Here is an 18,412-nt window from a genome sequence, read left to right on the forward strand (position 1 = left end):
CCACGTTCCCGACCGGATAACTGCTGCTTGGCCCAGTTCATCAAGACCCGAGCGGCGTTTTCGTCCCGCGAGCAGGACGCACCACAGGGGCACTCATGACGCCGCTGGCCGAGCGGCTTCTTCTTCTGCCGCCCGCAGGCGTGACAGGTCTGCGAGGGCTTGAGATGCCGCGTCGGAGCCTCCATCGCCCAGGTCCCAGCCTCTTCCGCTTTGTACCCGAGCAATTGATGGAAGGCTCCGCCAGCGGCATCCAGGATGCTGCGGTTCAAGCCCTTTTTGTACTGACCGCCCGAAGCGGTCATGTTGCGGATATTCAGTGCCTCCAGGCCCAGGACGGCGAATTGCCCAACAAGCCGCGCCGTCGTCTGATGCTGAAAATCGTGGCGCTGGTTCGCCACCTTGCGGTGGAGGCGGCGCAGGCGCTCGTATTCCCTCTGGAGCCGGTTGGAGACAGGGAAGCGCCGCTGTTTGTCGGACGCCTTCCTGGCCGCCTCCTCTTTGCGGGAAATGTGGCGCTGGACCCGGCGAATTTCGTTCAGGCTGCCGGCCAGGTGGCGCGGGTTATCGATGGTTTCGGTCCCCGCGGGCGTGGCCATGGTGGCGAAGGTTTCCAGCCCCCAGTCCAGACCGCCAAGTGCGTCTCCGCGCTGACGCGACGGTGCGCAGTTCAGCGTCACCGACGCGTACCAGCGGCCGTTGCGACACAATACCTCGCAGGTCTTCGGCGTGCCGGTGGTTCGAGGCTTGCCCCGGATCGCGATCTTGCCGACACCACTGAGCCGCAGTGTCTCGTGTTTCATCCGTTCATTCGTGATCAGGCGCCAACCGTCACCGTGGGTTTTGTAACCCCACCCCTTGAAGCGATGCAGGGGCTTGAAGCGCGGAAAGCCCGGCGTTTCGCCGTTCTTTACCCGCCGGAAAAAGTGCTTGAATGCCAGATCCAGGCGCTTGAGCGTGACCTGTGTGGACTGGGCGTTAAGGCCGCGAAGCAGTTTCGACAGACGTCGCCACTCGGTCAATCGCTTGCACTGAGCCGAAAACCCCAGCGACTCCTGCCGTTCGCTCCAGGCCCGCCGCCGATCAGCCAGTGCTTCGTTCCACAGCAGACAGTGAACCCAGCGTTGGTGCTCCAAGGCAGAGAGCTGGGCCGCCGTGGGGTAAAGCCGATATGTGACCTTGCGCTGGACCATGCTGAAAATGTAACTTGGTTGTTATGGGTTCGCAACCGCTAAAACGGCTCTACCATTGCACATATCGGCTCCAGTACCATTTGGTTATCGTCACCAAGTACCGGCGCAAGTGCATCACGAGTCCGATGCTTTTCCGCCTGGAAGAAATCGTCCGTGCTACCACCAAAAGGTGGGAAGGCGAGGTTCTAGAGTTCAACGGCGAGCCGGATCATGTGCATCTGCTCCTGGAGTTGACGCCGCGCACTGCGCCGTCTGCGTTCGTGAATAATCTCAAGACCGTCACCTCGCGACTGATCCGCAAGGAGTACGGGGAACACATACGGCGCTACTACTGGCACAAGCCAGTGTTCTGGTCTCGCAGCTACTGCATCATCAGCGTCGGCGGTGCGCCGCTCTCGGTCCTGAAGCAATACATCGAACAGCAGGAAGCACCGGAGTGATGGCGCTACGCGCCATGCGCCTTTCCACCACCCCCTAAGCCGCTGCGCGGCTATAGGCGGAGCACTGCGGCGCAATTTGGTAGATGTTGAGACTCTGCCCGGTGAGCCACAGACCCAGCAACGCCCCGACCACAGCCAGGGGCACGGTGGTCAGGATCACCAGGGGGCTCGATCCGGATCTCGACGTATGGAGGTCCATTGGACCGGTGAAGACGGGACTTATTCCGTCACCTTTGCCTGAAAACCCAGGCGAATGATGGCCTCCTCCAGGGCCTGGGCAGCGGCAGGCCCCTCCACCACCGCCTCCTCCCGCTGGCGATCCACTCGCACCACCTGGTCCACACCAGGCACGTTCGTCAGGGCCTTTTCCACGCTGGCCTCGCAATGGCCGCAGCTCATTCCAGTGATGTGTATCCGGGTCATGGGCACCTCGTTATTCATGATTTGGCTCAACACTTTGAAGGGTTCTGGGGCTGTCCTGGCAAAGCGGGCGTCCACTTGCCTTGACATCCCCCCGTGTCAACGTAGACTCACACCCGGACTACGAGCAGGGTCATTCCCGCCACTTTCGGGTGACTCGGGGAGCATAGCCCGCCACGCTCGTGATTAGCACCATGTGTTGTGTTCAGGGTCTGCGCAGACCCGCCTTCAATCTCAAGAGGATGATGTCCATGAGCGAATACAGAGCGAAGAAGCCCAGCAACCCGAGCGACGACTGGAAGCTGTGGCTGGTGGTCAACCCCGGCACCTGGCTGATGCCGATCCTGATGGCCGTTCTGGTGGTGGCCCTGGTGGTTCACGCTTTTGTCTACAGCAACGACGACTACAACCCGCTGCGCGGCGAAGTTGTTGAAGCCACCCAAGACATCGCCTGAGCGACGAGGACTTAGACCATGAACGAAAACAGCATCTCCGGCCTGAGCGAAGAACAAGCCAAGGAATTCCACGAGCAGTTCAAGACCACCTTCACCGTGTTCATGGTGCTGGCGGCGGCTGCCCACTTCCTGGTGTTCCTGTGGAGACCCTTCTACTGAGGTCTTCGCGGCATCGGAAGTCGCGGTGCGGGTAGAGGCCGCGCTGACAACCCCCTGAAACGCTGGATGGTGACTTTTGCAGAGGCCCACCCGGCGCGGTTTGTCAGCCGCCTCTACCGTTCCACCCCCTTCCCCCTTCTTTCTATCTGCCACCACCCTCTCCCCTTACCCAACCATCTGACACACCGGAAGCATGTTCCCGTTGCCGGGCAGGGCGTTATAATCCGAGGCTCGTACACACAGGCCCGCATCCCCTCCCATGCCCCACCTCGAGCAAGACTCTGTCTGCCGCCTATACGGCATCAAGAACTGCGACACCATGAAAAAGGCCATCGCCTGGCTGAATGATCACGGTATCGAGTACACCTTCATCGACTACAAGAAAACAGGCGTGGTCGCCTCACGACTGCCTCACTGGAACCAGGCCGTGGGCTGGGACGCCCTGATCAACCGTCGGGGCCTCACCTGGCGCAAGCTTCCGCAGGAGGCACGTGATCCACTGGACGAGAGCCGCGCCCGTGATTTGATGGAGACGCACCCGACCCTGATCAGGCGACCGGTGCTGGAGAGGGGCACGGAGGTGCTGGTGGGCTTTGACGCCGATCAGTACAAGGCGGTGCTGGCATGAGCCAGGATCAACTGCAGCGCTTCCTGCTCGAGGACCTGGACATCCGCGGCGCCGTGGTGCGCCTAGGGCCGGTATGGCAACAGGTCATGGCGGAACGGGAATACCCCTTTCCGGCCACCGAACTGCTGGGCGAGATGTGCGCCACTGCCCTGCTGATCTCCGAATCGCTCAAGCAACCCGGAAGGATCACCTTTCAACTGAAGGGTGACGGCCCCATCTCCCTGCTGGTGGTGGACTGCGACGAGCGCCTGAATCTGCGGGCCATGGCCCAGACCGAGCCCCGCATCGAGCCGGCACCCGCTCCACAGCTCCTGGGTGATGGTCAGTTGCTCCTTTCCCTGGACATGCCCACCATGCGCCAGCCCTGGCAGAGCGTGGTCCCCATGCAGGGGGAGCGCATCGCCAGCATGTTCGAGCACTACCTGGGGCTGTCAGACCAACTGCCCTCCCGACTCTTCCTGGCCGCCACCCGGACCGGCGTCGCCGGCCTGCTGCTGCAAAAGCTGCCCGAGGCCGACGCCCGGGATCCGGATGGCTGGAACCGTGTCGAGCAACTGGCCTCCACCGTCACCCCGCAGGAGCAGATTGAACTCCCGGCGCAGAACCTGCTCACGCGCCTCTTCCCCGAGGAGACGGTGCGCGTCTTCGAGCCCCGCCGGGTCATCCACGACGCGCCGGAGGACTGGACCAAGGTACGCAACATGCTGCGCTCCCTGGGACGCGAGCAGGTGGAATCCGTCTTGAGCGAACAAGGCGAGGTGGTCATCCGTGACGACCTGGCCAACCGGGAATACCGGCTGGATGCCGCCGCTGTGGCGGCCCTCTTCGATGAATCGCCGCCGACCCTGCACTAGTCCGGGCGCCGAGCCGACCGAGGTGGTGGACACCCCCTGAAGGGAGCACTGACTCATGCCATCCAGGCCCTCCGGCCCGTCCCGGAAACTGCTGTGGGCAATCCTCGTCGGCGCATTGCTGCTGACGGCCTGCCTTCCCCTGCTGCGCTACTCACCCCCAGCCGATGCTGGCGCCCCCCTGCTGCTGCCGCTCACCATTGGCGAACACACCGTCATGGTGGAAGTGGCTGCGGATCCGGCCAGCCGCCGTCAGGGCCTGATGTTCCGCGAGCATCTGCCGGAAGGCCAGGGGATGCTCTTTGTGTGGCCCCGGGAGGCCCGTTACGGCATGTGGATGAAAAACACCCTCATTCCTCTGGACGTGGCCTTTATCAGTGCCGATCATCGCATCATCGAGATCATGACCATGCAACCGGAAACCACCGATTCGCACACCGCCTCTGAGCCGGTGCGCTTCGCCCTGGAGGTGAATGCGGGCTGGTTCGAGCGCCACGGAATCGAACCGGGAGATGAGGTCGGTGGGAAGGCTTTCACCGCAACACGAGCCTCGCCGCCTTGAGCAACCGTTGTGTCTCGAGCGGGACGCGAATCAAGCCGGATACACTGGTACAGGACTCCATGCTCACGAGCTCGACCCCGGGTTCTCAACCCAGCAGGGTCCGCACCCCCTCATACAACAGCACCGCGGCCAGAGCCAACAGCACCACCCCCAGCGCCCGCACCGTCATCACATAGCCCCGTCCTGCCAGCCAGGGGCGGGCCCACGCGGTCATCAGGGCGATGCCCACCTTGGCACCAATGAGCAATACGTAAAAGACCGTGACAAAGCCCACGGGAACCCAGGGGCCGGACTCGGACGCGCGGATGACGATGGGGCCGCCCACGCTGAGCCAGAACAGATAGGGATGCGGGCTGAGCATGTTGGCCAGCGCAGCCTTTTGCAGCGAGCGCTCCCGGGGCAGCACGCCGGCGCCCGGGCCAGCCGGGCGAAATCGCAGCGAGTCCCACCCCAGCCAGGCCACCACGCCAGCGCCGATGATCGACAACCCGCCCAGCACCTGATCCACATGGGCCAACTGCGCCAGGATGAACAGGGTGAGCAGGATGATGGGCAGATCCGTCAGCAGCGGTGCCAGGGCAACCTTCATGCCGGCACGCAAACCGTGCTGCAGGGTCTCGGAGATCACCAGGGCCAGCAAGGGGCCAGGCGCCACCCCGGCAGACAGGCCAAGCGCCGCGCCCATCAACAAGACAGCGAGGGTTTCCGTCATGGCCAATGGGGCCTCCATGAACGCAAAAAGCCCGGATAAAATCCGGGCTTTTTGCTGCCTGACACACGTCAGGGTGCAGATGGTGGCTACGGGTGGATTCGAACCACCGACCCCCGCATTATGAGTGCGATGCTCTAACCAGCTGAGCTACGTAGCCTTGGGAAGCGCAGGATTTTCGTGGTTTTCGCCCGAATTGTCAAGGCCTACACATTGAAACGGAAGTGCACCACATCGCCTTCCTTCATGATGTATTCCTTGCCTTCCAGGCGCCATTTGCCGGCATCCTTGGCGCCCTGCTCACCCTTGCAGGCCACATAGTCGTCGTAGGCGATCACTTCGGCGCGAATGAAACCCTTCTCGAAGTCCGTGTGAATCGCTCCGGCGGCACGGGGGGCGGTGGCGCCGCGCTTGACGGTCCAGGCGCGAACCTCCTTCACACCAGCCGTAAAGAAGGTCTGCAGCCCCAGAAGATCGTAGGCGCCACGGATCACTCGATCCAGACCCGGCTCCTCCAGGCCCATCTCGGACAGAAATTCCACCTTCTCGTCTTCTTCCAACTGGGCGATTTCGGCCTCGATGGCGGCACATACAGGGATCACCTGGGCATGCTCCGCCTCGGCGAGTTCGCGCACACGTTCCAGCAGCGGATTATCGCTGAAGCCATCATCGTTGACGTTGGCGATGAACATGGCCGGCTTGGCGGTGATCAGTTGCAACTCCCTGAGCAGCGGACGCTCCTCGTCGGTGAGTTCCACGGTGCGCGCCGGGAGACCTTCTGCCAGCACGGCCTGGGCCTTTTCTGCCACGGTCTTGCGGGCGATGGCCTCCTTGTTGCCGGACTTGGCATTACGCACCAGTCGCGTCAGCGCCTTTTCCACCGTCTCCAGGTCCGCCAGGGCCAGCTCGGTGTGGATCACCTCGATATCGGACACCGGGTCCACGCGGCCCGCCACATGCACCACGTCATCGTTCTCGAAGCAGCGCACCACGTGGGCAATGGCGTCGGTTTCGCGAATATGGGCCAGAAACTGGTTGCCCAACCCCTCCCCCTTGGAGGCACCAGCCACCAGTCCGGCGATGTCCACGAACTCCACGGTGGTTGGCAGCACGCGCTCGGGCTTGACGATCCCCGCCAGCACCTCAAGACGCGGATCAGGCACCGGCACGACGCCCACGTTGGGGTCGATGGTGCAGAAGGGATAGTTCTCGGCCTGAATGCCGGCCTTGGTGAGGGCATTGAACAGGGTGGACTTGCCCACATTGGGCAGGCCGACGATACCGCATTTGAGGCTCATGGGGTGTCCGGACTCCGGTCTTGAGTTCTTGTCTGGGAGGTGGGGCTAAGGACTGGTATGGAGCTGATTCATGGCCTTTTGAACCTCTCCGATGACCACTTGGGGGGTGAGATCCAGGGCCCGATCGATGCTGTCCTGGATGGCGACATCCTCATCGGGGGCCGGTCGGCTGAGGACGAAAGGTACCACGTCATCCCGATGCCCGGGGTGACCCACGCCCAGCCTGAGACGCAGGAAGTCCTTGCCCAGATGGGCCATGATATGACGCAGCCCGTTGTGGCCACCATGGCCACCGCCGCGCTTGATCCGGGCGGCACCTGGAGGCAGATCGATCTCATCGTGGACCACCAGAATGGAAGCCACGGGAATCCGGTAAAAGTCCGACAACAGGCGAATGGGCTGCCCGCTGTGGTTCATGTAGGCCATGGGCTTGAGCAGCCAGACATCCTGCCCATCGATCGTCACCCGGACCACATCACCGGCAAACCGACTCTCGGAGCGGAACTGCCCACCGTGACGCCGGGCCAGGGCGTCCACAAACCAGAACCCGGCATTATGCCGGGTCCGGTCATATTTGGGGCCGGGATTGCCCAGCCCCGCGATCAGGCGGATCGTGTCCTGTTCACTCACGGTACGCGTCCATTCCGGATCCCGGTCAACCCCGTGAGCCCATCAGGCCTCGGGGGTTTCCTCGCCACCCTCAGACTCTTCGTCCTCGGCGGTGCTAGCGCCACGGGTCTTGAGCACGCTCACCACCGGCAGGTCGTGATCGGGGCCCTGAGCCAGTGCAGTCAAGCTCACGCCTTGGGGCAGGGTCAGCTGAGACAGGTGCAGGGAATCGCCCACGCTCATTTCGCCCACGTCCACCTCGATGTACTCGGGCAGGTCACGGGGCAGGCACTCCACTTCCACTTCCACGGACTGGTGGCTCAGCATGCCGCCACCCTTCTTCACGCCCACACAGGTTTCTTCATTGAGGAAGTGCAGGGGTACGTGCACACGGACGGGCTCATTGTCACTCACGCGCTGCAGGTCCATATGCACCAGGAAGGGCTTATAGGGGTGGCGCTGCAGATCGCGCACGATGGCCTTTTCCAGCTTGCCGTCGACCGTTACGTTGAGGATATGGGAATAGAAGGCCTCGTATTCCTGGCTCAGCCAGACCGCGCTGTGATCCAGGGTGATGCTCACGGGTTCCTTGCCGGCGCCATAGATGATGGCGGGCAGTCGGCCAGCCCGGCGCAGGCGGCGGCTCGCACCCTTGCCCCGCTCCGTACGCGACTCTGCTTGCAGTTCAAAATTGGCACTCATGTCTTGCTCTCCGACTTACAAAAGAAACCCCTCCCGCGACCAGGAGGGGCGATGGGGCCGGGAGAGGAACCTCCCGGCCAAAATGTGTTCCCTACCGTCAGTCGACGAACAACGAGCTGACCGACTCCTCGCGATTGATGCGACGGATGGTTTCGGCCAGCATGCCGGCCACACTGAGCTGCTTGATGCGATCACAGGCCTGGGCTTCCGGGCGCAGCGGCAGGGTGTCGGTCACCACCAACTCATCCAGTTCCGAATTCGTGATGTTCTCGATGGCAGGGCCTGACAGGACCGGGTGGGTGGCATAAGCCATGACCTTGGAGGCTCCGTGCTCCTTCAGGGCCTTGGCGGCCTGGCACAGGGTGCCGGCGGTATCCACCAGATCGTCGATGATGATGCAGGTCTTGTCCTGCACATCACCAATGATATGCATCACCTGGGATTCATTGGCCTTGGGCCGACGCTTGTCGATGATGGCCAGTTCGGCGTCGTCCAGACGCTTGGCCAGGGCACGGGCGCGCACCACACCACCCACGTCCGGGGAGACGACGAGCAGGTTGGGGATCTTCTGGCGCCAGATATGCCCCAGGAGGATGGGGGAGGCGTAGACATTATCCACCGGTACGTTGAAGAAGCCCTGCACCTGGTCGGCATGCACGTCCACGGTGAGCACCCGGTCTGCCCCCACTGCCTCGAGCATGTTGGCCACCACCTTGGCGGAGATGGGCACGCGGGCGGAGCGCACACGACGGTCCTGACGGGAGTAACCAAAATAGGGGATGACAGTGGTGATGCGGCCTGCCGAGGCGCGACGCAGGGCATCCACCATGATCAGCAGTTCCATGAGGTTGTCGTTGGTGGGGGAACCGGTGGACTGGATGATGAAGACATCCCTCCCACGAACGTTCTCCAGCAGTTCCACCTGCACCTCGCCGTCGCTGAACCGACCGACGACCGCCTTGCCCAGGGGCAGATTGAGATGGTTGACCACGCTCTGCGCCAGGTTGGGAGTGGCGTTCCCGGCGAAGATCATCATTTTGGTTTTTTCGACCACTGTGGATCTAGGGAGCATAATTTTAGGGAACCCTAAAAACACCAAATCCCCTGCACCGGGTGGGCGCAGGGGACTCGACGATGGTTGGCTGGGCCGGCAGGATTCGAACCTGCGAATGCCGGGATCAAAACCCGGTGCCTTACCACTTGGCGACGGCCCAAGAACACTTTCAGCGAGAGTTGCAACTCATGCGCGATCCATGCGGTACTGCAATGCGGAGCGGTTCTGGCCCTGGGCCACGAAGCCTTGCCAGTGTGCCGGCAACCGGCCGTGAGCCTCCCGAGCAGCATGTTCTCCCTCAAAGGCGGCAAAGACGCAGCTACCGGTCCCCGTCATGCGGGCCTGGACGCCCTGCCCCTCCAGCCAGCCAAGGGCTTCGGCAACGGCTGGGTAGTGCTTGCACACGATGGGCTCACATACGTTTGCAGCCCGTCCCGCAGTAAAGTCGGCTATTTTGATGGCTTCGCAGTTTCGTGTCAATCCAGGATCGCCAAAGACGGCACCAGTGGACACATGAACCCCGGGGTGAACCACCAGATACCAGGGCTCGGGGGGGGCAACGGGCTCAAAGCGCTCCCCCACCCCCTCCGCCCAGGCCGCCCGCCCGTGGACAAAGATGGGCACATCAGCCCCCAGGCCCAGGCCCAGTTCCGCCAATTCCCCAAGGGTCAATCCAGTACCCCAAAGATGATTGAGCGCCACCAGAGTGGTGGCAGCATCAGAGCTGCCTCCACCCAGGCCGCCCCCCATGGGCAGCACCTTGCGCACCCGGATCAGCGCCCCGGCGCCATACCCGGTGGCACGCTTGAGGCAGCGGGCCGCCCGCACCGTCAGGTCATCCTCCGGCGCCACATCCTCCAGCACGTGAGCGGGACGTACCTGATCTCCAGCGAGCGGCTCAAAATCCAGCACATCTCCATGAGAGAGAAACTGAAACACCGTCTGCAGCTCGTGATAGCCGTCGGCACGGCGACCGGTGATATGCAGGAACAGATTGAGTTTGGCTGGCGCCGGCCAGCCCCTCCAGGCATCCAGATTCATGGGTTCATCTGCCAGTCATCCATCAGTACACGGACGCGAATGTCATCGAATTCCAGGGTCATGCGATCGGGCAGCGGCGGACGGGACTCGTCGCTGTAGCGCTGGTAGCGCTGGTAGCGCACAGTCCATCCTGATTGCGCCAGCTGCTCGGGCCGACCGGCCGGGTCCAGCGCATAGGCCTCAAGGGAGCCCCCCGGAGCAGGAACCCCCAGCACCCAGTGGCGCAGGCCGTTCACAGGCAGCCGCCAGCCGAGCGTATCGTACACCAGTTGATCGGCGTCCCGGGCATGATGATTGCGCCCCTCACTGTCAGTGAGGGTCACGCCGGAGGCATCGCCACGCAGGCGGGCGGCATGGCGACCGAAAGGCCCATAGATCTGGATATCATAGGTTTCACCCTCCTGGCGCCAGCGCAAATTGGCATTCCAGCGCTCATCATCCACGGCCACGGCCACGCGCCCCGCGAGCACCCAGTCATCCCGTGCCGACAAGACCTCCAGCCGCTGCTGCCAGGTGCGCTCAACATCCTCAACCGGCTCGGGCGGACGTACGGCGCAGGCGGCGAGCAGGGCTGCCGCCAGGCATATCGTGATCAGTCGCATCATGGGTTCAGCCTTTCCTTGAGGCGCAACAGGCGTTCGTGATCCGGATCCCGCTCCAGGGCAGCCTCGAGGATGTCCAGGGCCTCCTCGCGCTCGCCCCGTTCCCAAAGCACCTGGGCCAGGTTGCTGGCAATCTCGCCATCCTCCATCTTGCCGTAGGCGCGGCGCAGGTGACTTTCCGCCTCGTCCAGGCGACCCAGGCGGTACAGCACCCAACCCATGCTGTCGATGATGGCGGCATCGTCGGGGCGCTGCTCGTAGGCCCGACTGATGTAGTCGTAGGCCTCTTCGAAGCGATCGGTACGATCCGCCAGGGTATACCCCAGCGCATTGAGTGCCGCGGGGTTATCAGGATCCTGCTCCAGGATGCGGTTCAGGTCTTCCTCCAGCTGGTCGATCCGATCCAGACGTTCGGCCATCAGGGCCCGAGCGTAGAGCAGCTCCAGGTGATCGGGATGTGACTCCAGGGCCTCATCCAGAAGCGCCAGGCCTGCCTGATAGTCCCGGGTCTCACGCAGTAACTGGGCTTCCGAAAGATAGGTTTCCACCTGCAGGCGCGGGTTGTCGCTGGTCTCGCGCAACCGGGTCAGGGCCTCCCGAGCCTCGTTGACCTGCCCCATTTCACCCCGAAGACGGGCGGCACGGATCATGGATTCCTGGCGGTAATCACCCCGATCCACCTCTTCGTAAAAGTCCACGGCACGCTGGACATCCCCCGTGAGCTCGGCAATGCGTCCCAGGTAGTAGCGCGCCTCACCGGCGCGCTGACCGATCTTGAGCAACTGCTCCAGATAACGTTCGGCCTCGCCGTACTGCTCCATCTCGATGTTGATCAGCCCCAGGGTGTAGAGCATGTCCGCGTCATCGCCGCGCTCAGCCACCACTGCCTCGAACTGGATCCGGGCATCCGCAAAGCGCTCTTCCTGCAACAGCAGCCGACCGTAATTGACCCGCAGATCCAGATCGTCGGGATAGCGCTCCACCAACTCCTTCATGGCCTGCAGGGAAGCCTCACGATCACCGGTGCGCTGGATTGCCCGCGCCCTGAGCACGCTGGCCTCGCGCAGGCCCGGGTCCATGCGCAGCGCCCTCTCCGTGGCGGCCACCGCCGCATGGGGCTGGTCCTGCTGCAGCGCCAGGCTGCCCAGAGCCAGCTGCGCCCTCGGATCATCGGAGCGTCCGGCAGCCACCTGTTCCATGGCCTTCACCGCCGCCGGACCATTCTGGGCCCGGGAAAGAATATTCACCAACAGCCCCAGGCCGTCCCCCTCCACGGCCTCCATGCGCTCAAGCACCCTCTCCAGGTGAGGCACGGCCGCATCCGGTTGATCGTCGTTGACCAGCATGGCGGCCAGCACCTGGCGGGCCTCCAGGCTTTCGCCGTCCAATGCCACCCAGCGCTGGGCCGCCGGCAGGGCCTTCTCCCGGTCACCGGAGAAGAGGGCGATCCTTGTGGCTCGCTCGGCCACGCCCGGATCATCACTTCGTCCGGCCGCGCGCAAGTAATGATCAAGGGAGACTTGCAGTTCGCCCATATGACCGGCAATCTCCCCCACCAGCAGTTCATATAAGAGATCCGCCTGACCATTGTCCTCCGGCGTTCCCATCCGCAGATCAAGATTGGGATACACTTCCGGATCGTGCCCGCCGCCCCCTTGGGTGAGGCCGGCACAGGCGGTAAGCAGGCTGGCCGCAAGAACGATGCCGGCCAGACCGACGGCGGCGCGAGCGGGAAACGATGCAAAAGACGTGGCGGAAGGCTTCATCAGGGGACAGTAACCCAATAGGTCGAAATGAGCAGAACACCAGACCGGATCGCTTGTTGCAACCCGTCGGCACGAATACCCACAAGGGGGGCGCGCCAAAGGCCCCGGACAGTGTAAACTCAACTGGACAGCGCCCGGGCACCCTGAGTGTCAGATTGAGGAAACAGCCGCATGGACTGCGTCGCCTCGTCTCCCTTTGGCACCATAACGCGACCGATAAGTTCCCGGGCTCTTGGCCAACACCTGAAAGATCAAGAGTTTTCCGTGCGGACTCAAAGGGTTGAAACTGGGGTAAACTTGTCATGACTTCAATGCTGGCGCAAAATACGCTATTCACCAGGTCCTCACGTGCGATGCTTTTTACTCTCGGAGTCAATCACAAATCCGCCCCCGTCGGGATTCGCGAACGGGTCGTCTTCTCACCGGATCGCATGGAGGAGGCTCTTAATGGGCTGACCCAGTCCACGCCGGTGGAAGAGGCAGCCATACTGTCCACCTGCAATCGCACGGAAATTTATTTCCGCTCCGAAGCCCACCAGCCCACCGACCGTGTACTGCACTGGCTGGGGGAATTTCACCGCCTCAAACCCAGCGAGATCCAGCCCTATATCTACCGCCACCACGATGATGACGCCGTGCGTCACCTGCTGCGTGTGGCCTGCGGCCTGGACTCCCTGGTGCTGGGCGAACCCCAGATCCTGGGCCAGCTCAAAGGGGCCTACCAGAACGCCAACAGCTCCGGCACCCTGGGCCGTCAACTGGGGCGCCTGTTCCAGCACGCCTTCTCCGTAGCGAAGAATGTACGCACCTCCACCGCCATCGGTTCCAGCCCGGTCTCCGTGGCCTTTGCTGCGGTCTCCCTGGCCAAGCAGATCTGGGGTGACATGAAGCCCCTGACGGCGCTGATGATCGGCGCCGGCGAAACCGTTGAACTGGCCGCCCGTCACCTGAGCACCAACGAGATCGGGCGCATCATCGTCGCCAACCGCACAGTGGAACGCGCCAAGCCCCTGGCGGATCAGTTCAACGCCGAGGTGATCACCCTGCAGGAGATCCCCAATCGCCTGGCCGAGGCCGACATCCTGATCTCTTCCACCGCCAGCCCGCTGCCCATCCTGGGCAAGGGGGCCGTGGAGCGGGCCCTGAAGGTGCGCAAGCATCGGCCCATGTTCATGGTGGACATCGCCGTACCCCGGGACATCGAACCGGAAGTGGGCAAGCTGGACGACGTGTATCTCTACACGGTGGACGACCTGGAAGAGGTCATCCAGGAGAACCTGCAGTCCCGCCGCGAGGCAGCGCGCCAGGCCGAGGAGATCATCGAATCCCAGGTGGATACCTTCATGGGCTGGTTGCGGGCCCAGGACGCGGTGAGCACCATCTGCGCCTTCCGCGACAAGGCCCACAGCATGCAGCTTGAGGTGCTGGACAAGTCCCTGCAGATGGTGGCTGCCGGAAAATCCCCGGAGGAGGCCCTGGGCTTTCTCGCCCACACCCTCACCAACAAGTTCCTGCACGAGCCTTGCGACAGCATGAACCAGGCGGCCCGGGACGGCAAACTGGAGCTCATCGACGCGGCCCATGCCCTGTTCAAGCTGCCTGAAACCGACACCAGCGGTCACAAGATCAGTTCGTGAAAGACTCCATTCGCCGCAAGCTGGAAGACATTGCCGAGCGATTTGAAGAACTGGGCGGCCTGCTCTCCGACCCGGAGGTGATTGGCAACCAGGATCGGTTTCGCCAGTATTCCGTGGAATACAGCCAGCTGGAACCGGTGGTGGCGGCCTGGAACGAATATGCCCAGGCCCGTGACGACCTGGAGGCTGCACGCGAGATGGCCCGCGACCCGGATCCGGACCTGCGCGCCATGGCCGAGGACGAGATGGATGCCACCCAGGTCCGCCTGGCGGAACTGGAGCGTAACCTTCAGCGGCATCTGATCCCCCGCGACCCCCACGACGACAGCAACACCTTTCTGGAAATCCGCGCCGGCACCGGCGGGGATGAGGCCGCCATCTTTGCCGGCGACCTGTTCCGCATGTATTCCCGCTACGCCGAGACCCGGGGCTGGCAGATGGAAATCCTCTCGGAAAGCGAGGGTGAACATGGGGGTTTCAAGGAGATCATCGCCCGGGTGACCGGTCGGGGCGTGTATGCGCGCCTCAAGTTCGAATCCGGCGCCCATCGGGTGCAGCGGGTACCCGAGACGGAATCCCAGGGTCGCATCCATACCTCGGCGGCCACCGTGGTCATCATGCCCGAACCCGACGAGATGGAAGTCCCCGAGATCAACCCCGCCGATCTGCGGGTGGATACCTACCGGGCCAGCGGCGCGGGTGGGCAGCACGTGAACCGGACCGACTCCGCCGTGCGCCTGACCCACCTCCCCACGGGCCTGGTGGTGGAATGCCAGGAGGAACGCTCCCAGCACAAGAACCGGGCCAAAGCCATGAGTTACCTGGCCGCCCGGCTGCTGGAAATGGAAGAGACCCGGCGGCATTCGGAACAGTCCGCCACCCGCAAATCCCTGGTGGGCAGCGGCGATCGCTCCGAACGCATCCGCACCTACAACTTCCCCCAGGGCCGGGTGACTGACCACCGTATCAACCTCACCCTCTACAAGCTGGAAAACGTCATGACGGGCGACCTGGACCCGGTGATCGATCCGCTGGTCAATGAACACCAGGCCGAGCAACTCGCGGCACTGGGCGACTGAGGCAAGACTCTCAGGAAGCACCAGGCAAGGCCCTCACAATGGGCCTCTCACCTGCCCCCTCCAACGTAAAGGCGCACCCTGAGATGACCCTGACCGTTGCCCAGCTGATCACCGAAACCTGCCAGGGCCTGCAAACGGTGGATGCCCCCCGCCTGGAGGCCCAGTTGCTGGTGGCACAGGCGTTGGGTCGCGACCGCGCCTGGCTCTATGCCCATGGGGAAGACCCTGCACCAGAAGACGTCATCCAGCAGGTGCGCCAGTGGGCGCTGCGCCGATCCGCCGGGGAGCCTGCGGCCTATCTGCTGGGGCGTCGCGAGTTCTGGTCACTGGATCTGAAGGTGGGCCCCGAGGTGCTGATCCCGCGCCCGGACACGGAGATCCTGGTGGAGACAGCCCTGTCACACCTGGACGAGGACAGTAACGCCTCCATCCTCGACCTGGGTACCGGCTCCGGCGCCATCGCCCTGGCTCTGGCCACGGAACGCCCGAAGGCACGCATCACCGCCACGGATCGCTCCCCCCTCGCGCTGGGGGTGGCCGCTGACAACGCCCGCCACCTGGGCCTGGACACCCGCATCCAATGGCTCGACGGAAGCTGGTATGACCCACTGGGGGACACGCGCTTTGACATGATCGTCAGCAACCCCCCCTATGTGGCCGAAGCCGACCCGCATCTGGGCCAATTGGGTCACGAACCCCGTGAGGCCCTGGTGTCTGGTGCCGACGGCCTGGACGACCTGCGTCAGATTGTGGCCGGTGCGCCGGATCATTTGCTGGCCGGCGGCTGGCTGCTGGTGGAGCATGGCGCGGACCAGGGGGGGGCGGTCCGCGCACTATTCCAGGCAGCCGGTTTGTCACAGGTGGCCACACTCAAGGACCTGGCCGCGCGGGACCGGGTGACCCTCGGCTGCCGGGGCTAAACCCCCGGGACGGAAAGCCTGCATTTTTTGTCTTGCATATTCCGAGCAGGCCGCTAGCATTGGCCTCATGGAATCCGCAGACGACGCATACATTCGCCATCGGGAACTGGTGTTCCGGGGCCCGCAGAAAGAACAGGACCAGCTGGAGGCCGCCTGGCTGATGTTACGGGACGAGGTGCCCGCCATCCGCGAGGTACACCGCGATGGCGACAGGAAACTCCAGGTCACCTACGACATCCGCGAGATCACCTATGCGGAACTGGAGCAAGCCCTCACCGAGGTGGGGTTCCACATGGATAACAGCCTGTTGTCGAAACTACGCCGTGCCCTGTACAACTACGGCGAGGATACCGTCCGCGACAACCTGGGCCTGGTGAAGGACGAAAGCATCAGCGGCGTGGCACAACGGGTGTTCGTGAACCAGTACCGGCAACAGGCCCACGGCTGCCGGGATCAGCGGCCCCGGCATTGGCGGGAATACCTCTAGCCGGGGATGAGGGGCGCGGAGGGCACCCACTCGATCCGACGCCCCAGCGCCGCCCCCAGACCGAGCGTCAATCCCTCGGCAGCCTCTCCCCAACTCACATCCACCCCCAACTGCTCCAGCGACGTGGTTGCCAGCCCCTGATAGCCACAGGGGTTGATGCGAGCGAAGGCGCTCAGATCCGGGTTCACGTTGAAGGCCAGCCCATGGTAGCTGCCACCGCGACGCACCCGCAGGCCCAGGGCGGCGATCTTGGCACCCCCCACATACACCCCGGGGGCATCCGCACGGGCCTGCGCCTGGATACCCAGGCCTTCCAGGTAATCGATCACGGTGCGCTCCAGGGTCGTTACCAGGGCACGCACCCCCATGCCCTGACGTCGCACATCCAGCAGCAGATAGATCACCACCTGACCGGGGCCGTGATAGGTCACCTGCCCACCCCGGTCCACCGGGATCACCGGGATATCGCCGGCATCCAGCACATGCTCCGGCTTGCCATTCATTCCCAGGGTGAACACCGGCGGATGCTCCACCTGCCAGATCTCGTCTGCAGTATCCTCGCCGCGCCCGGTGGTGAAGTCCTGCATGGCTCGCCACACCGGCTCATAGTCGCGCTGGCCCAGGCGATGCACGCGGATGGGCGGCTTCACAGGGCCATGGTCACCAGTTCGCAGGCGGTCAGGTCCTGGTAGAGGGCATCCATGTGTTGACGGCTCCGGGCCTGCACCACCACGGTGATGGCCACATACCGACCATTGCGGGAAGGCCGGGACGAGAAGGCCTGGCTGGACACCTCAGGTACATGGCGGCGCACGATGGCCTCCACCCGCTCATGGAACTCGGGCACCGATGCCCCCATCACCTTCACGGGGAATTCACAGGGAAAGGCGTCATCCAGCAGAGGAGTTTCACTGTGATCGCTCATGGGGCCTCCTGACGCAGGCTGGCCTTGTAGTCCTGATAAAGTGCATGAACACGCCGCCACACAGGCCCCGGCACCCCCTCCCCCACCGCACGGCCATCCAGGCGCGTGACCGGCAGGATCTCGCGGGTGGAACTGGTGAGCCAGATCTCCTGGGCACCTTGAAGACTGTCCTCGGGGATACGCGTTTCCATCACCGGCAGACCGTTGGCCTCGGCCAGTTCCACCAGCAGGTCCCGGGTGATCCCACCCAGCAGGGAATGATCCTTGGGCGGCGTGACGATCACCCCATCCGCCACCAGGAACAGGTTACTGGCTGCACCTTCCGTGGCCAGACCGTTGCGCACCAGGATGGCCTCCGTGGCACCGCTGTCCACAGCCTCCTGCCGGGCCAGCACATTGGCCAGCAGGGTGATGGCCTTGATGTCGCAACGGGACCAGCGGTGGTCGGGGATGACCACGGCGGCCACGCCCTGGGTCAGCACCTGCTCCCCGGGCGGCCGAATGGGGTTCACCATGGCCATCACCGTGGGTTCGATGGCTTCCGGAAAGGCATGATCCCGGGGCGCCACGCCGCGCGTCACCTGCACGTACACGCTGCGGTCTCCGCCCGGATTACGGGCCAGCAACTCGTCAATGAGGATCGCCCAATCCTCGCGGGACAGGGGGTCGGGAATACGGATCTCCGCCAGGCTGCGGGCCAGACGATCCAGATGCTCCCCCAGACGCAGGGGGCGGCCACCGAAGACCGGAATCACCTCGTACACGCCGTCCCCGAACAGAAAGCCCCGGTCGAGCACCGAGACCTTCGCTCTATCCTCCGGCAGAAACTCGCCGTTGAGATGGATGATCTTGCTATCAGACATCATGGCTCCCGTGCG

23 protein-coding genes and 2 tRNA genes are annotated in these 18,412 nt (G+C 63.6%); 10 read left to right on the forward strand and 15 right to left on the reverse strand.

Annotated elements, in window-relative coordinates; genetic code table 11:
• On the reverse strand, window positions 1-1,190 hold a 1,190-nt coding region (locus LPW30_RS13990; protein WP_239681148.1), incomplete at its 3' end, for an RNA-guided endonuclease InsQ/TnpB family protein.
• Between the two features lie 23 nt (window positions 1,191-1,213).
• On the opposite strand from LPW30_RS13990, the gene tnpA reads away from it, so the two are divergent.
• Window positions 1,214-1,630, forward strand: a complete 417-nt coding sequence (tnpA, locus tag LPW30_RS13995; protein WP_239681149.1) for an IS200/IS605 family transposase — start codon at window positions 1,214-1,216, stop codon at window positions 1,628-1,630.
• A gap of 219 nt (window positions 1,631-1,849) precedes the next feature.
• On the opposite strand, the gene LPW30_RS14000 is transcribed toward tnpA, so the two are convergent.
• Window positions 1,850-2,071 (reverse strand): heavy-metal-associated domain-containing protein, encoded by a 222-nt coding sequence (locus tag LPW30_RS14000; RefSeq protein ID WP_238625227.1) that lies wholly within the window; start codon window positions 2,069-2,071, stop codon window positions 1,850-1,852.
• A 230-nt stretch (window positions 2,072-2,301) separates the two neighbouring features.
• On the opposite strand from LPW30_RS14000, the gene pufA reads away from it, so the two are divergent.
• The 5 genes from pufA (at window position 2,302) to LPW30_RS14025 (ending at window position 4,705) form a co-directional block, all read left to right on the forward strand.
• A complete protein-coding gene (pufA, locus tag LPW30_RS14005; protein ID WP_025280747.1) occupies window positions 2,302-2,505 on the forward strand; it encodes a light-harvesting antenna LH1, alpha subunit in 204 nt (67 codons plus the stop codon).
• Between the two features lie 18 nt (window positions 2,506-2,523).
• Window positions 2,524-2,664: a light-harvesting antenna LH1, beta subunit gene (gene pufB, locus LPW30_RS14010; protein WP_063464715.1), complete on the forward strand. Its 141-nt coding sequence runs from the start codon at window positions 2,524-2,526 to the stop codon at window positions 2,662-2,664.
• 259 nt (window positions 2,665-2,923) lie between these two features.
• Window positions 2,924-3,292 (forward strand): arsenate reductase, encoded by a 369-nt coding sequence (locus LPW30_RS14015; protein ID WP_274520802.1) that lies wholly within the window; start codon window positions 2,924-2,926, stop codon window positions 3,290-3,292.
• Window positions 3,289-4,146 carry an Hsp33 family molecular chaperone HslO gene (hslO, locus tag LPW30_RS14020; RefSeq protein WP_239681150.1) on the forward strand — a complete coding sequence of 286 codons (858 nt, stop codon included), beginning with the start codon at window positions 3,289-3,291 and terminating at the stop codon, window positions 4,144-4,146. The genes LPW30_RS14015 and hslO overlap by 4 nt, the downstream gene beginning before the upstream one ends.
• Before the next feature lie 55 nt (window positions 4,147-4,201).
• The gene (locus LPW30_RS14025) at window positions 4,202-4,705 is read left to right on the forward strand and encodes a DUF192 domain-containing protein (RefSeq protein WP_025280743.1); all 504 of its coding nucleotides are present in this window, start codon (window positions 4,202-4,204) and stop codon (window positions 4,703-4,705) included.
• 85 nt (window positions 4,706-4,790) lie between these two features.
• On the opposite strand, the gene LPW30_RS14030 is transcribed toward LPW30_RS14025, so the two are convergent.
• From LPW30_RS14030 to LPW30_RS14075, 10 genes are all read right to left on the reverse strand, one after another.
• The gene (locus LPW30_RS14030; protein ID WP_026623670.1) at window positions 4,791-5,417 is read right to left on the reverse strand and encodes a LysE family translocator; all 627 of its coding nucleotides are present in this window, start codon (window positions 5,415-5,417) and stop codon (window positions 4,791-4,793) included.
• Window positions 5,418-5,497: 80 nt separating this feature from the next.
• Window positions 5,498-5,574 (reverse strand) — tRNA-Met (locus LPW30_RS14035).
• Between the two features lie 46 nt (window positions 5,575-5,620).
• Complete coding sequence (ychF, locus tag LPW30_RS14040; RefSeq protein WP_238625223.1) at window positions 5,621-6,712, reverse strand: redox-regulated ATPase YchF; 1,092 nt, start codon at window positions 6,710-6,712, stop codon at window positions 5,621-5,623.
• Between the two features lie 45 nt (window positions 6,713-6,757).
• On the reverse strand, window positions 6,758-7,342 hold the full coding sequence (gene pth, locus LPW30_RS14045) for an aminoacyl-tRNA hydrolase (protein ID WP_025280740.1): 585 nt from the start codon (window positions 7,340-7,342) through the stop codon (window positions 6,758-6,760).
• 42 nt (window positions 7,343-7,384) lie between these two features.
• The gene (locus tag LPW30_RS14050; RefSeq protein ID WP_025280739.1) at window positions 7,385-8,023 is read right to left on the reverse strand and encodes a 50S ribosomal protein L25/general stress protein Ctc; all 639 of its coding nucleotides are present in this window, start codon (window positions 8,021-8,023) and stop codon (window positions 7,385-7,387) included.
• A 97-nt stretch (window positions 8,024-8,120) separates the two neighbouring features.
• Window positions 8,121-9,059, reverse strand: a complete 939-nt coding sequence (locus LPW30_RS14055) for a ribose-phosphate diphosphokinase (protein WP_029762245.1) — start codon at window positions 9,057-9,059, stop codon at window positions 8,121-8,123.
• Between the two features lie 103 nt (window positions 9,060-9,162).
• Window positions 9,163-9,237: transfer RNA gene (locus LPW30_RS14060), tRNA-Gln, on the reverse strand.
• A gap of 26 nt (window positions 9,238-9,263) precedes the next feature.
• Window positions 9,264-10,118 (reverse strand): 4-(cytidine 5'-diphospho)-2-C-methyl-D-erythritol kinase, encoded by an 855-nt coding sequence (gene ispE / locus LPW30_RS14065; protein ID WP_239681151.1) that lies wholly within the window; start codon window positions 10,116-10,118, stop codon window positions 9,264-9,266.
• Complete coding sequence (gene lolB, locus LPW30_RS14070) at window positions 10,115-10,723, reverse strand: lipoprotein insertase outer membrane protein LolB (protein WP_239681152.1); 609 nt, start codon at window positions 10,721-10,723, stop codon at window positions 10,115-10,117. Before lolB ends, ispE begins: the two co-directional genes overlap by 4 nt.
• The gene (locus LPW30_RS14075; protein ID WP_239681153.1) at window positions 10,720-12,486 is read right to left on the reverse strand and encodes a tetratricopeptide repeat protein; all 1,767 of its coding nucleotides are present in this window, start codon (window positions 12,484-12,486) and stop codon (window positions 10,720-10,722) included. The genes lolB and LPW30_RS14075 overlap by 4 nt, the downstream gene beginning before the upstream one ends.
• Before the next feature lie 353 nt (window positions 12,487-12,839).
• Here LPW30_RS14075 and hemA point away from each other — a divergent pair, with 353 nt between their 5' ends.
• From hemA to LPW30_RS14095, 4 genes are all read left to right on the forward strand, one after another.
• Window positions 12,840-14,123, forward strand: a complete 1,284-nt coding sequence (gene hemA, locus LPW30_RS14080) for a glutamyl-tRNA reductase (protein WP_025280734.1) — start codon at window positions 12,840-12,842, stop codon at window positions 14,121-14,123.
• Window positions 14,120-15,202: a peptide chain release factor 1 gene (gene prfA, locus LPW30_RS14085; protein ID WP_238625222.1), complete on the forward strand. Its 1,083-nt coding sequence runs from the start codon at window positions 14,120-14,122 to the stop codon at window positions 15,200-15,202. Before hemA ends, prfA begins: the two co-directional genes overlap by 4 nt.
• Before the next feature lie 83 nt (window positions 15,203-15,285).
• A complete protein-coding gene (prmC, locus tag LPW30_RS14090; protein ID WP_239681154.1) occupies window positions 15,286-16,122 on the forward strand; it encodes a peptide chain release factor N(5)-glutamine methyltransferase in 837 nt (278 codons plus the stop codon).
• A gap of 67 nt (window positions 16,123-16,189) precedes the next feature.
• A complete protein-coding gene (locus tag LPW30_RS14095; protein WP_025280732.1) occupies window positions 16,190-16,609 on the forward strand; it encodes a hypothetical protein in 420 nt (139 codons plus the stop codon).
• Here the strand turns inward: LPW30_RS14095 and lipB are convergent.
• Genes lipB through LPW30_RS14110 form a run of 3 tightly spaced genes read right to left on the reverse strand, consistent with a single transcriptional unit; the run spans window position 16,606 to window position 18,400 of the window.
• Complete coding sequence (lipB, locus tag LPW30_RS14100) at window positions 16,606-17,259, reverse strand: lipoyl(octanoyl) transferase LipB (RefSeq protein ID WP_338018743.1); 654 nt, start codon at window positions 17,257-17,259, stop codon at window positions 16,606-16,608. The genes LPW30_RS14095 and lipB overlap by 4 nt on opposite strands.
• Window positions 17,256-17,534, reverse strand: a complete 279-nt coding sequence (locus LPW30_RS14105) for a YbeD family protein (protein ID WP_025280730.1) — start codon at window positions 17,532-17,534, stop codon at window positions 17,256-17,258. Before LPW30_RS14105 ends, lipB begins: the two co-directional genes overlap by 4 nt.
• Entirely contained in the window at window positions 17,531-18,400 is an 870-nt protein-coding gene (locus tag LPW30_RS14110) for a D-amino acid aminotransferase (RefSeq protein ID WP_026623666.1), read from the reverse strand. The genes LPW30_RS14105 and LPW30_RS14110 overlap by 4 nt, the downstream gene beginning before the upstream one ends.
• Window positions 18,401-18,412: the final 12 nt, after the last annotated feature.

The organism is Ectothiorhodospira variabilis (genome assembly GCF_022227625.1).
In the GTDB taxonomy this organism is placed as follows: domain Bacteria; phylum Pseudomonadota; class Gammaproteobacteria; order Ectothiorhodospirales; family Ectothiorhodospiraceae; genus Ectothiorhodospira; species Ectothiorhodospira haloalkaliphila.